This window comes from Mesorhizobium sp. LNHC229A00 (assembly GCF_000502415.1).
Taxonomy (GTDB): domain Bacteria; phylum Pseudomonadota; class Alphaproteobacteria; order Rhizobiales; family Rhizobiaceae; genus Mesorhizobium.
This window is the reverse complement of the sequence record NZ_AYWQ01000002.1, coordinates 820,344-833,193: the sequence shown is the minus strand read 5'-3', so window position 1 is coordinate 833,193 and position 12,850 is coordinate 820,344. Positions and strand designations below refer to the sequence as shown.

Genomic DNA, 12,850 nt, shown 5'->3' with positions numbered 1-12,850 from the left:
TTTTGAGGGTCGGATCCTTATGCTGGCGGTCACGTAATGAAATCTTACGGAGCCAGGGGCAATCAGGGCAAGAGGCGATTTCGGATTCGATCATGCGGTACAGGCATTTCCTCAAAACATTCCCGGCTGGCGCAATCATGCTGTCCGTCCTGGCTGGGCCAGCGCTGGCCAATCCGGTGGTGGTCTTCGACCTGAAGAGCGGCCAGATCCTGCAGCACCAGGATGCGTTCAAGCGCTGGTATCCGGCCTCACTCAGCAAGCTGATGACCGCCTATGTGACCTTCCGGGCGATCGCGGCCGGAGAAGTCCAGCTCGATTCGCCGATCAAGGTGACCAAACATTCCGCTGGCGAACCGCCAAGCAAGATGGGTTTCAAGCCCGGCTCGGTGATGCGGCTCGACAATGCGCTGAAGATGATGCTGGTCAAGTCGGCCAATGACATCGCCATGGCGGTCGGCGAGAATGTCGGCGGCTCGCAGGCAGCCTTCGCTGAAAGGATGAATGCCGAGGCGGCCAGGCTCGGCATGAACGGCACCCATTTCGTCAACCCGAACGGCCTTTACTCGCCCGACCAGTACACGACGGCGCGCGATCTTTCGATCCTGGTGATGGCGATCCGCCGCGAGTTCCCGCAATATGCGCCGTGGTTCTCGATCGAGGGGCTCGCGGTCGGCAAGAAGGCCATTCCGAACTACAATCTCCTGATCGGCCGGTATCCCGGCGCCGACGGCATGAAGACCGGCTTTGTCTGCCCGTCGGGCTTCAACATGATCGGGTCGGCGACCCGCAACGGACGTACGCTGGTGGCGGTCGTGCTTGGCGAGAAGTCGGCGGTCAGCCGTGCCGAAACCGCGGCCAAATTGCTCGATCAAGGCTTTGACGCGCCTGCCGCGGGGTCCACCACCGTCACCACACTCGCGCCCTACGGTGATCTGATCTCGCCCAACGACATGCATGACGAAGTCTGCAAGAAGAAGACGAAGGCGGAGCAGTCCGAGGCGCCGCTGCCGGCCGCCGCCAAGGACCAGCCTAAATCGCCCTATCGGGAGAAGCTCGATCATGTACCGACACTGGTTGCCGTCGGCCTTGGCGGCGCGACGGGGCCGGCGCCTAAGGCGATCCTCGACGAGGGCGCGCAGGAATATGCCGACGTACCAATCCCGACCTGGCGGCCCGACAAGCCGGTGCCCGCCGGCACCGGCCCGAAAGTCGTGGGTGCCGCCGCGCAAGGCGACCAGCCGGCCAAGGTCGCGAATTAGAGCATGATCCGGCTTTCGCGAGAGATCATGGTCAAACTAGAAGACAGAACCAGATGAGCGGTTTCCCGATCCCAGTCTCGGTGCTGACCGGCTTTCTCGGCGCCGGCAAGACGACATTGCTCAATCGGCTCCTGAAGGATCCGGCGCTCGTCGACACCGCGGTCATCATCAACGAGTTTGGTGAGGTGGCGATCGACCATCTGCTGGTCGAGCAGGCCTCCGACGGCATCATCCAGCTTTCCGACGGCTGCCTGTGCTGCACGGTGCGCGGCGAACTTGTCGACACGCTGGCCGACCTGGTCGACCGGCTGCAGACCGGCCGCATCGTCCGGCTTGGCCGCGTCATCGTCGAAACCACGGGATTGGCCGACCCGGCGCCGGTGCTGCTGTCGATCATGGCCCATCCGGCGCTGGTCCAGGCCTTTCGGCTCGACGGCGTCATCACCCTGGTGGATGCGGTCAACGGCAATGCTACGCTCGATGCGCATGTCGAGGCGGTCAAGCAGGTCGCCGTGGCCGACCGCATCGTGCTCTCCAAGGCCGATCTGGCCACCGGTCACGGCGACCTCGCCACGCTGCGGGCGCGCTTGCGGCAGATCAATCCCGGGGCTCGAGTGCTCGATGCCGGGGAGACGAAAACCGGGGTGGCGGCATTGTTCGACTGCGGTCTCTACAATCCTGCGGCCAAATCCGCCGACGTGCGGCGCTGGCTCGGCGAAGAAGCCGCGCATGATCACCACCACCGTGACCATGACCATGAAGGGCATAACCATGCCCATCGCCACGATCAGCGCGTAAAAACCCACTCGCTGNACAATCCTGCGGCCAAATCCGCCGACGTGCGGCGCTGGCTCGGCGAAGAAGCCGCGCATGATCACCACCAACGTGACCATGACCATGAAGGGCATAACCATGCCCATCGCCACGATCAGCGCGTAAAAACCCACTCGCTGGTGCATGACGGGCCGGTGCCGTTTTCAGCCATCGAGATGTTCCTCGATCTCCTGCGTTCCACACATGGCGAGCACCTGCTGCGGATGAAGGGCGTCATCGAATTGCAGGAGGATCCGTCGCGGCCCTTGGTCGTGCATGGCGTCCAAAAGATCCTGCATCCGCCGGTGCGGTTGCCGTCCTGGCCGGACAGCCAGCGCGGTACGCGGCTGGTGCTGATTACGCTCGACATGCCGGAAGACTATGTGCGCCGGCTGTTCGCCGCCCTCACCAACCGGCCTTCGGTCGACACGCCCGACCGCGCGGCGCTGGAAAACAATCCCCTGGCGATCGCCGGGCGTTAGTTTCCTACGATTGCCATTCGCCGCGTTCGACCAGAAAGCGATGGCCACCGGACATCGCCGCCGTCTCGATCAACTGATGTCCGCTGTCGGCGCAGAAGGCAGGAATATCGATGACAGCCAGAGGGTCGGTGGTTTCGAGCCAGAGCCTGCTGCCGGGCTGCATCCCGGCCAGGCGCTTTTTCGCCTTGAGGACCGGCAAAGGGCAGTTCAGCCCCTTGAGGTCGTAGATAGCTATCAGTTCGGCCAAGGTGAAAACCTCAGCCGCCGAACATGCCGAGCAACTTGTTCTTCAGCTTCGTAACCCGGCTTTCATCGGCGCTCGCCGCCTGCGTCTCGGCTGCCGGCGCGGCCTCCGCCGGGGCCGCGATGGTCGCGGGGGCAACCGGAGCTTCCTTGGCGGCCTTGGCCGCTTCCTTCGCAGCCACGGCTTGCGCCTTGGCAGCTTCCTTTTCGGCCAACGCTTGCGCCTTGGCGGCTTCCTTCGCCGCTTTTGCCGCTTCTATCGCCGCCACCCGCTCTCGCTCGGCCTTCTCCTTGGCGGCCTTTTCGGCTTCGAGCGCGGCCATCTTGCGGCCGGCGGGCGAATCGATGCGGCCCATGCGCGACGTCTCGGTCACCGAACCGTCGGTGTTGAGCGACGGCGGATCGATCGGCACGCGCTCGCCACGCGCCCGGCGCTTGGACCAGTCGGAGACGATGCTCGCTTCCTTGATGCCGGCAATCGTCGGCTTGGGTGGCGGCACACTGGCCTTGAGCGCGCTGTTGAAGGCCGAGTCATAGGTGCTTTGATAGGCGTTATAGGCGCTCCTAAGCGAATCCGGCTGCGTGGTCGCCGGGCAGGGGCCGGTCGGATTGAAGGTCTGCCCATCGGGGGCGACCTGGTTGAAGACGTAGCGCTTCTCGCAGACGTCGACTTTCGGTGGCACCTTGGTGACCTCGAAATTGTCGTAGCCGACTTTCAGCATCTTCCAGAATTCGTAATTCGGGTCGTTGCGGTAGCGCGCCATGTTGGCGGCCGTCATGCGGAACGGAAAAGCCTGGATCTGGAACTCGGTCTGGCCACCCTGGAAGGCGTCGCGGCCGAAGGCGTAGATCTGCTCGATCTGGGCGTCGGTCATCGAATAGCAGCCCGATGACGAGCAGGCGCCATGCACCATCAGGTTCTGGCCGGTGCGGCCATTGGCACGATCATAGGCGTTGGGAAAGCCGATGTTGAACGACAGATGGTAATTNGGTTCTGGCCGGTGCGGCCATTGGCACGATCATAGGCGTTGGGAAAGCCGATGTTGAACGACAGATGGTAATTCGAGCGCGGATTCATCTGCGACGGGCGAACCGTGTAAAAACCTTCCGGCGCCTGGCGGTCGCCTTCGGTGTATTTCGGGCCGAGCTTGCCCGACCATTTGCAGATGTCGTAGCTCGCCACCATGTCGTAGCGGCCATTGGTCTTGGCCTTCCAGATCTCAAGCTTGCCTTCTTCCTTGAAGATGCGCGCCATCACCGAAGAGGTGCGGACCATGCCCTTGGCTCTCATATCGGCAAGGACCTTGTCGGGCAGCGGCTTGTTGGCTTCCGGGGCAAAGTCCTTCATCGACGAATCATTACAGCCCGCGACGGCAATCGAGGCGGCAAGAACTCCAGTGCGGGCAAGCTTGGCAAACATGGATAAGGCTATGTCTTTTCTTTCGGGCCAATGGCTTCGAAACGGCCACACCCGCATGCTGAACACTGACGGACCGTAAGCCCGTTAACCTTGAAAATTCCTTACCGCAAGGCTCGGCCGTTCTCCCGCGGTGGTTTCATTGAACCGAATGGGGCGGCATTTTTGTGGCGAAATTGCTCATCGCCGCCACATTGGCGTGGACAGGCAGCTTCCGTCTGCCTTGTTCCGCCGCCCAAAAGGCGTCAGAGGCTGCGGCCCATCGCCAGATACTTCTCGCGGCGCTGTTCGCGGAAATCGGTGTTGGCGCCGGCGAATTCGTTCATCGTCTTGGCGATGAGATCGCCGGTCGCGGCAATCACCGTTTCGGGCGCGCGCTGGGCGCCACCCATCGGCTCGGGGATGATGGCGTCGATGACCTTCAGTTCCAGGAGATCCTGCGCGGTGATCTTCATGTTGGTTGCCGCGTCCTTGGAGCGCGTCGTGTCACGCCACAGGATGGAGGCGGCACCTTCCGGCGAAATCACCGAATAGATGGCGTGTTCGAGCATGTAGACGCGGTTGGCGGTGGCGATCGCGATAGCGCCGCCCGAACCGCCTTCGCCGATAACCACCGAGATCGACGGTACTTTCAGGCCAAGGCAGGCCGAGGTCGATCGGGCAATGGCTTCGGCCTGGCCGCGCTCCTCGGCGCCAACGCCGGGATAGGCGCCGGCCGTGTCGACCAGCGTCAAAAGCGGGATCTTGAAACGGTCGGCCAGTTCCATCAGCCGCACCGCCTTGCGATAGCCTTCGGGGCGTACCGAACCGAAATTGTGCTTCAGGCGGCTCGCCGTGTCCGAACCCTTTTCCTGGCCGAGAATCGCGATGGGCTCGCCGCGGAAACGGGCAAAGCCGCCGACGATCGCCTGGTCCTCGCCGAAATTGCGGTCGCCGGCGAGTGGCGTGAAGTCGCTGAACAGGCCCTTGATGTAGTCGATGCAGTGCGGCCGGTCGGAGTGGCGCGCCACCTGCACTTTCTGCCACGGCGTCAGCGCCTTGTAGAGTTCGCGCAGCGCGTCGCGCGAGCGCTTCTCGAGCCTGGTGATCTCATCGGCGACATCGACCGCCTCGCCGTTCTCGGCAAGCTTCTTGAGCTCGAGGATCTTGAGCTCAAGATCCTGGACCGGCTTTTCGAAATCGAGGTAATTGTACATGCTTGGGCGGACCGNGAGCGCTTCTCGAGCCTGGTGATCTCATCGGCGACATCGACCGCCTCGCCGTTCTCGGCAAGCTTCTTGAGTTCGAGGATCTTGAGCTCAAGATCCTGGACCGGCTTTTCGAAATCGAGGTAATTGTACATGCTTGGGCGGACCGATACGTCGGAAGGCAATGACAGCGGAACCGTTGAAACCAAGGCTCCGGGCGGTGAAATGTCGTCCTCACATAGCGATATGAGGCCTAGTCGGCAAGCGGATGATGATCGTTGACCAGCCGCACCAGCCGCTCTTCCAGCACATGGGTGTAAATCTGTGTCGTCGATATGTCGGCATGGCCAAGCAGTTGCTGAACGGCTCTCAGGTCGGCGCCGTTCTGGAGGAGATGGCTGGCGAAAGCATGGCGCAGCACGTGCGGCGAGATTTTGGCCGAGGCGATGCCGGCGCGCGCCGCCAATCCTTTCAGGTCACGGGCAAAGACCTGGCGCGAGAGATAGCCGCTGTCGGATGCCGCCGGAAACAGGAACGGGCTGTTGGCGAAGGCGGGCAGCTTGGCCCGGGCTTCAAGCCAGTTCCGCATCGCCGCGCGCGCCTTGGCCGACAGCGGCACCATGCGTTCCTTGTCGCCCTTGCCGCGTACCATGAAGAAACGGTCGTCGCGCTGCGCCACCGTCACCGGCAGGCCGACCAGCTCGGAAACGCGCAGTCCGGTGGCGTAGAGCACTTCGACCAGCGCATGCAGGCGCAAGGCCGCCTGCCTGTCGGCGTGGCCGAGCCCATCATCGCCGGCTTCCTGCGCGGCGCGGTCGATCAGCCGGCCGGTTTCGGCCTCGCTCATCGTCTTAGGCAGCGGGCGGCCCTTTTTCGGGCTGTCCAGCGTGCCGGTGGGGTCATCCGCGCGCAGGCCCTCGGCGTAAAGGAACTTGAAGAACTGCCGGATCGCCGACAGTTTGCGCGCCTGCGAGGTCGGCGCGAAGCCACGCGCGGCGATATCGTCGAGATAGGCCCTGATGTCGGCGGCGCCGGCGCGGGCAAGTCCGCCATCGATCCCCTCGGAAGCATCCTCGAGATCGCGGCGATAGGAGGAAAGCGTGTTCTCCGCCGCTCCGCGCTCGGCGCTCATCATTTCCAGGAAGGCCTCGATGCGAGCGGCGCTGTTCATGTCCTTGAGGCGGTTCCGAGTCGGTCTTCTTGGGGTTCAGTTTTTCTTCGGATTGAGCTTTTCCGGCGGAATACGCACGCTCATCTCGGCTTTTTTCGGCTCGACAAACATCACCAGCGCGAACATCGTACCATAGGCAATGCCGGCCAGAATCGCGAGGGTCACGACAAAGCGAAACAGTGTCGGCATTCAGTTCTCGCCCGTCTTCTTGTTCTGCGTTTCCAAACCCTGTGCCCTTATGGGACGCCAATCCGGCCAATTCAAGGAAGAAGCGGACCCTGTTAGCAACTCCTGACGCAAGCGTCGCTCTGTCCATATCGGCCCAAGGCACTCGGCAAGCTTGACGCAAACCGGCTTTTCATGTCGATACGCCGGCAAAGAGGCCGAAGAAACAGCCGATGAACGCGCTACAGGCAAATCCCCCAGGCGAGACCCATGGCACGCTGCTTGGCCGGCTGGGCAGCCGGTCCATCGTCTTTGTCGGGCTGATGGGCGCCGGCAAGACGGCGATCGGCCGCAAGGTGGCGACCATGCTTTCGCTGCCCTTCATCGACAGCGACCAGGAGATCGAAAGCGTGTCGCGGATGACCGTGCCGGAGCTGTTCGAGCGCTATGGCGAAACCGAGTTCAGGGCCTTGGAACAGCGTGTCATCCTGCGCGTGCTGGAAAACGGTCCGCAGGTTCTGTCGACCGGCGGCGGTGCCTTCATGAACGCGCAGACGCGCGAAGCCATCGCCGCCCATGGGGTCTCGGTGTGGCTGAAGGCCGAGCTCGACCTTCTGATGGACCGCGTTTCCAAGAAGCAGAACCGGCCGCTCTTGAAAAGCGCCGATCCCCGTGCCGTGCTGGAGCGGCTGATGGCGGAACGCTATCCGGTCTATGCGACCTCTGACGTCACCGTGCCGACCCGCGACGATCGCAAGGAGGTCATCGCGGCCGAGGTGATCGAGGCGCTGTGCCGGCATTTCGGCATCGATGCGATAGCCGCGACGGGCGAGGTCGAATCATGAGCGCGGATCAGCCAGTCACAGTCGAAGTCGGTCTGGGCGACCGTGCCTACGACATATTGATCGGCTCCGGCCTGCTGTCGCGCGCCGGCGTTGAGATTTCGCGCCGGCTGCCGGGCACGCGCGCCGCTGTGGTGACCGACGAGAACGTCGCCGCCGCGCATCTCGATACGCTGAGGGCCGGGCTCGAGAAGAGTGGCATCCAGCCCGCGATCATCACGATGCCGCCCGGCGAGAAGACCAAGAGCTTTGCCCATCTCGAGGCGGTGGTCGACGGCGTCCTGGCCGCCAGGCTGGAGCGCGGCGACGTCGTCATCGCGCTTGGCGGCGGCGTCATCGGCGATCTCACCGGTTTTGCCTCCGGGATCGTGCGGCGTGGCATGAATTTCGTGCAGGTTCCGACCTCGCTTCTGGCGCAGGTCGATTCTTCGGTCGGCGGCAAGACCGGCATCAACAGCCCGCGCGGCAAGAACCTCGTCGGCGTCTTCCTCCAGCCCAGGCTGGTGCTGGCCGATACCGAAGTGCTCGATACGCTGCCGATCCGCGAATTTCGCGCCGGCTATGCCGAGCTTGCCAAATACGGGCTGATCGACCGGCCGGATTTCTTCGCCTGGCTGGAAGCGAATTGGGAAAAGGTGTTCGCCGGCGGACCGGAGCGGGTCCAGGCCATTGCCGAAGCCTGCCGCGCCAAGGCCGATGTCGTTGCCCGCGACGAGTTCGAGACCGGCGACCGCGCTCTGCTCAACCTCGGCCATACGTTCGGGCACGCGCTCGAAGCCGCCACGCAGTATGACGGGACGCGCCTCGTCCACGGCGAGGGGGTCGCCATCGGCATGGCGCTGGCGTACCGGTTCTCCTCTCGGCTCAATCTCGCCAGCCCCGACGACGCGGCCCGCGTCGAGGCGCATCTGCGTGCCGTCGGGCTGCCGTGGCGGATGGCCGACATTCCGGGCGACTTGCCCGATGCCAATGCGCTGCTTTCATTCATCACGCAGGACAAGAAAGTGTCGCGCGGTGCGCTGACCTTTATTCTGACGCGCGGGATCGGCGAGGCTTTCATCGCCAAGGATGTGCCGGCCTCGGAAGTGCTGGCGTTCCTCAGGGAAAACCATCCAGACAACGGGAAAGCCGGCTGAGATGGACACTGGCTGGGTCGTCTTCGCCGTTCTTGCCATCCTCGTCATCCTGGTCGTTGCCGTGCGAACCCGCCTGCTTGCCATGTTCGGCTATGAACTCTCGCGCATCGAGCCGCAGCGGTCGAGTCAGGACGAGTTGCGCGGCGCGGTCGACGATTTTCGCCGCGACGGCCAGGTGGTGCGTGAGGATCGCGACCGCATCGGCGGCCTGTTCGACCTCGAAGAGCTCGAAGTTTCCGACGTCATGGTCCACCGCACGAATATGCGCTCGGTCAATGCCGACAATGCGCCGGAAGCGGTGGTGCGCGAGATCCTGCAGAGCCCGCACACCCGCATGCCGCTCTGGAAAGGTTCACTCGACAACATCGTCGGCGTGCTGCACGCCAAGGATCTGCTGCGCGCGCTGAACGAAGCCGGCAATGATTTCTCGCGGATCGACGTGATGAAGATCGCGTCAAAACCGTGGTTCGTGCCCGACACCACGACCTTGCAGGAACAGCTCAACGCCTTCCTGCGCCGCAAGGCGCATTTTGCCGTCGTCGTCGATGAATATGGCGAGGTCGAAGGGCTGGTGACGCTGGAGGACATTATCGAGGAGATCGTCGGCGAGATCGCGGACGAGCACGATGTCGACATCCAGGGCGTCAAGCAGGAGGCGGACGGCTCCGTCGTCGTCGAGGGCACGGTGCCGATCCGCGACCTCAACCGGGCGCTCGACTGGAACCTGCCGGACGAAGAGGCGACGACGATCGCCGGCCTCGTCATCCACGAGGCGCAATCGATCCCCGAGGAGAAGCAGGCTTTTACCTTCCACGGCAAGCGCTTCGTCGTCATGAAACGCGACAAGAACCGGATTGCCAGGGTCAGGATCCGGCCGGCCGGCGACAGTTAGATCGGGTCAGTGTTTGATAGGATCGCCGAGCCGCTCCAACTCTTTGTTTTACGAGATTCCGGGCGGAAAGCCGCTACGCACTTTTTCCTGGAATTGCTATCGAGCCGTCGCCTTACCAATCCTTCGCGGAAACCCCGCCCGCCACGATGCATTCTTCGCCGATGACGATCGATCGGCGAACCTTGCTCCTGGCCTCGATGGCTGCCTTGTTGCCAACCCGCACGAGAGCGGCGCGAGATACGCCATCCCCGGAAACTGTGGCCTACGGTCAGGCCAAGCAGCCGCGCTGGCGTTCCTGAACGAGGGTCGGTTGAGCGCACCGGCTGTGTTCCACTCGTTGTGCCGGGCACCCGCCGATGCGGCCGGGCGGAAATTCAACAGTCGTTGCTTGAGCGCTCGCTGAGCGTCGCACCGGTTTCGGCGTCGACCGAAGCGAGGCTGACCTCATAACCCCAGAGGCTTCGGACATGGCGCAGGGTCGCGTCGCGGCTGCCGCTGTCGAGCAGTACGCCCTCCTTCACCTTGTGCTGCAGCCGCAAATGCCGGTTACCGAGCAGGTCGACATCCACCACCTGGATATCCGGCCGGCTCGCCCCGATGTCGTAGCTCTGGGCCAGCGCGGCACGTATCTTTTGGTAGCCGCGCTCGTTGTGGATCGAGGCGACCTCGTAATGCGCGTTGTCGGCCTGATCGGCCAGGACAAACATCCGCCATTTCCGTATCAGGGCTGGGCTGAGGTGCTGGCGGATGAAGGATTCGTCGCGGTGGTTGGCCCAGGCGTCCAGGAGCACATCGCGCCAGTCACCCCGGCCCGCAATGTCGGGAAACCAGTCGCGGTCTTCCGCCGTAGGCGCGGTCGAAATGCGCTGGATGTCCTGCATCATGTCGAGGCCGAGCGCGTATGGGTTGATACCGGAGAACCGGGGGTCGTCGAAGGCCGGCTGGAAGATCACATTGGAATGGTTGCGCAGGACCTCGAGCATGGCGCCCTCGCTGATCTGGCCGCGGTCGAACAATGCGTTCATGAGGGTGTAATGCACGAAGGTGGCGCAGCCTTCATTCATCACCTGCGTTTGCCGCTGCGGATAGAAATACTGCGCGACGATGCGCACGATGCGGATGATCTCGCGCTGCCAGGGCTCCAGGATAAGACTGTTCTTCTCGAGGAAATAGAGCAGATTTTCCTCGGGCAGGTTGAGCGATTTCTTCCGCTCCGCCAAGCCTTCGTCCTTCTTCTCCGTCTTGCTGCTCTCCTGCGAGTGTGGCAGCGTGCGCCACAAGTCGTTGTAGGAGCGTTCTTCATACTCCAGGCGCTCGCGCAGCCCTTCACGCTGCCGCTCCGACGACAGCTTTGGCGGCCTGTGGTATCGGAACACGCCTTGTTCCATCAGCGCGTGGGCGCAGTCGAGAATGCTTTCCACGGCCGACAGTCCGTGCCGCTCCTCGCATCGGGCGATGTAGCCCTTGGCGAACTCCAGGTAGCTCAGAATCCCCCCGGCGTCGGTCCACTGCCGGAACAGGTGATTGTTCTTGAAGAAATGATTGTGTCCGAGCGCCGCATGCGCCGTCACCAGGGCCTGCAAGGCCATGGTGTTTTCCTCCATCAGGTAGACGATGCAGGGATTGGAGTTGATGACCAGTTCGTAAGCCAGGCCCCGTCCACCCTTGCGGTAGAGAAAATCCTGGTACAGGAAATGCTTGCCGAACGACCAATGACGGTACATCAGCGGCATGCCGACCGATGAATAGGCGTCGAGCATCTGTTGCGAGGAAATGATTTCCATCTGCACCGGATAGGTGTCCAGCTTGAGGTCCTCGATGGCGATTGCCGCGATCGCCTCGTAGGCGTGCGACAATTTCAGGAAATCCCAGTCGGATCCGGAAAAGAGCAAACCGGGTTTGCTGGCTGTCCTGGCCATGGTTCCCCTCAGGCGCTCTTCCGGAGCGCGGGCTGTTTGGCGAAGAGCTGACGAAAGACAGGATAGATATCGGCGGCCGTGGCTATGCGGCTCATCTGGAAGTTCGGCCAGTTCGATTCGATGGCGCTGTAGGCTCGCCAGAGCGACGTCCCGTTTTCAGTCGCACCGAAGATGTGACTCTCGCGTTCGTCGATGATCTCGACATAGGCGAAATACTGGCACAGGCGCATGAGCTTGCCGTTCAGCAGGGCGATGCAGCGCTCGGAATCGGTGGCGAAATTGTCGCCATCCGAGGCCTGGGCGGCGTAGATGTTCCACTCGCTCGCGGGGTAACGCTGCTCGATGACGCGATGCATCTCCTCGAGCGCGGTGGAAACGACGGTGCCACCGCTTTGCGAGCAGTAGAAGAAGGTTTCCTCATCCACCTCCTGCGCCTCGTGCGTGTGGCGGATGAAGACGATTTCGGTGCGTTCATAACGTCGCTTCAGGAACAGGTGCAGCAGCACGAAGAAGCGCTTGGCCAAGTCCTTCTCGCGCTCGCCCATCGAGCCTGACACATCCATCAGGCAGAACATGACCGCTTTCGCATTCGGCACCGGGCGCTGGTCGAAGCGGTTGAACCGGATGTCGACCGGGTCGACGAAGGCGATCCGCCGGCGCCGGCGCTCCAGCCGCTCGATCTCTTCTTTGAGCGCCACGACGCGCTCGCGCGCTTGAGCATCAGGCGGTGCGGCCTCCAGCAAGGCGAGTTCCTGCGTGATCGCATCGACCGCCGCTTGCTTGGGGCGCCTGAGCGCAATGCGGCGGCCGTGGCTGTTGCGCATCGTGCGGCCGACATTGATGTTGGTTGGCGAACCGGTGGCGGCGAAACCCGCCCGGCGCGGCTTGAAGGCAAGGATCTCCTTGAGATTGAGCTTGACCAGGTCGGGCAGTTCGAGATCCTCGAAGAAGAGATCGAGCACCTCCTCGCGCGAAAGCACGAAACGAAAGTCGTCCTCGGACGCGGTTTTTCCCGGTGACGAACCGCCCATGCCTCCGCCCTGACCGGGCTTGGCGATCAGGTCGCCTTGGGAGAATTGCCTGTTGCCCGGCAGGATGTGCCGGCGCCGGCCGGTGTCCCTGGCGTCGTTGAAGGTCGGCTCGCCAGTGCCTCTTTCGGGCATCGGCACGACATGCTCCGCGTCCACGTCGGCGATCCGCCCAGCGCGGATCTGGTCGCGAATGCTGCGCTTTAGCTCCTCGCGGGCACGCCTGAGAAAGCGCTGGCGGTTGCCAAGGCTTTTGTCCTTCGGATTCAGGCGGCGGTCGATAAAGATCGGCATGC

The 12,850-nt window shown here is 63.0% G+C and carries 11 protein-coding genes and 2 pseudogenes; 5 read left to right on the top strand and 8 right to left on the bottom strand.

Features of this window, described 5'->3' with window-relative positions; genetic code table 11:
* Window positions 1-92 precede the first annotated feature (92 nt).
* Together X742_RS162585 and X742_RS162590 are read left to right on the top strand one after the other, a co-directional pair.
* Window positions 93-1,259 (top strand): D-alanyl-D-alanine carboxypeptidase family protein, encoded by a 1,167-nt coding sequence (locus X742_RS162585; protein ID WP_023770834.1) that lies wholly within the window; start codon window positions 93-95, stop codon window positions 1,257-1,259.
* Window positions 1,260-1,312: 53 nt separating this feature from the next.
* Window positions 1,313-2,554 (top strand): GTP-binding protein, encoded by a 1,242-nt coding sequence (locus tag X742_RS162590; protein WP_023770833.1) that lies wholly within the window; start codon window positions 1,313-1,315, stop codon window positions 2,552-2,554.
* Between the two features lie 4 nt (window positions 2,555-2,558).
* Here X742_RS162590 and X742_RS162595 read toward each other — a convergent pair whose 3' ends face one another.
* The 6 genes and pseudogenes from X742_RS162595 to X742_RS162610 all read right to left on the bottom strand — a co-directional run bounded on the left by X742_RS162595 (window position 2,559) and on the right by X742_RS162610 (window position 6,761).
* Window positions 2,559-2,801 (bottom strand): sulfurtransferase TusA family protein, encoded by a 243-nt coding sequence (locus tag X742_RS162595; RefSeq protein ID WP_023770832.1) that lies wholly within the window; start codon window positions 2,799-2,801, stop codon window positions 2,559-2,561.
* 10 nt (window positions 2,802-2,811) lie between these two features.
* Window positions 2,812-4,217: pseudogene (locus tag X742_RS01000000169750) on the bottom strand (murein L,D-transpeptidase family protein).
* Window positions 4,218-4,459: 242 nt separating this feature from the next.
* Window positions 4,460-5,410: an acetyl-CoA carboxylase carboxyltransferase subunit alpha gene (locus tag X742_RS162600; RefSeq protein WP_023770831.1), complete on the bottom strand. Its 951-nt coding sequence runs from the start codon at window positions 5,408-5,410 to the stop codon at window positions 4,460-4,462.
* A 15-nt stretch (window positions 5,411-5,425) separates the two neighbouring features.
* A pseudogene (locus tag X742_RS1000000173825) lies at window positions 5,426-5,556 on the bottom strand (acetyl-CoA carboxylase carboxyl transferase subunit alpha); the annotation flags it as partial.
* A gap of 98 nt (window positions 5,557-5,654) precedes the next feature.
* Window positions 5,655-6,572, bottom strand: coding sequence for a site-specific tyrosine recombinase XerD (locus tag X742_RS162605; protein ID WP_023770829.1), 918 nt, complete (start codon window positions 6,570-6,572; stop codon window positions 5,655-5,657).
* A 36-nt stretch (window positions 6,573-6,608) separates the two neighbouring features.
* A complete protein-coding gene (locus X742_RS162610; protein WP_015315495.1) occupies window positions 6,609-6,761 on the bottom strand; it encodes a hypothetical protein in 153 nt (50 codons plus the stop codon).
* A 209-nt stretch (window positions 6,762-6,970) separates the two neighbouring features.
* On the opposite strand from X742_RS162610, the gene X742_RS162615 reads away from it, so the two are divergent.
* Genes X742_RS162615 through X742_RS162625 form a run of 3 tightly spaced genes read left to right on the top strand, consistent with a single transcriptional unit; the run spans window position 6,971 to window position 9,607 of the window.
* The gene (locus X742_RS162615; RefSeq protein ID WP_023770828.1) at window positions 6,971-7,582 is read left to right on the top strand and encodes a shikimate kinase; all 612 of its coding nucleotides are present in this window, start codon (window positions 6,971-6,973) and stop codon (window positions 7,580-7,582) included.
* Window positions 7,579-8,715 carry a 3-dehydroquinate synthase gene (gene aroB / locus X742_RS162620; RefSeq protein ID WP_023770827.1) on the top strand — a complete coding sequence of 379 codons (1,137 nt, stop codon included), beginning with the start codon at window positions 7,579-7,581 and terminating at the stop codon, window positions 8,713-8,715. The genes X742_RS162615 and aroB overlap by 4 nt, the downstream gene beginning before the upstream one ends.
* 1 nt (window position 8,716) lies before the next feature.
* Entirely contained in the window at window positions 8,717-9,607 is an 891-nt protein-coding gene (locus X742_RS162625; protein ID WP_023770826.1) for an HlyC/CorC family transporter, read from the top strand.
* A 374-nt stretch (window positions 9,608-9,981) separates the two neighbouring features.
* Here the strand turns inward: X742_RS162625 and X742_RS162630 are convergent, their stop codons facing one another.
* On the bottom strand, window positions 9,982-11,526 hold the full coding sequence (locus X742_RS162630; protein ID WP_023770824.1) for a SpoVR family protein: 1,545 nt from the start codon (window positions 11,524-11,526) through the stop codon (window positions 9,982-9,984).
* 8 nt (window positions 11,527-11,534) lie between these two features.
* On the bottom strand, window positions 11,535-12,848 hold the full coding sequence (locus tag X742_RS162635) for a YeaH/YhbH family protein (RefSeq protein WP_023770823.1): 1,314 nt from the start codon (window positions 12,846-12,848) through the stop codon (window positions 11,535-11,537).
* Window positions 12,849-12,850 lie beyond the last annotated feature (2 nt).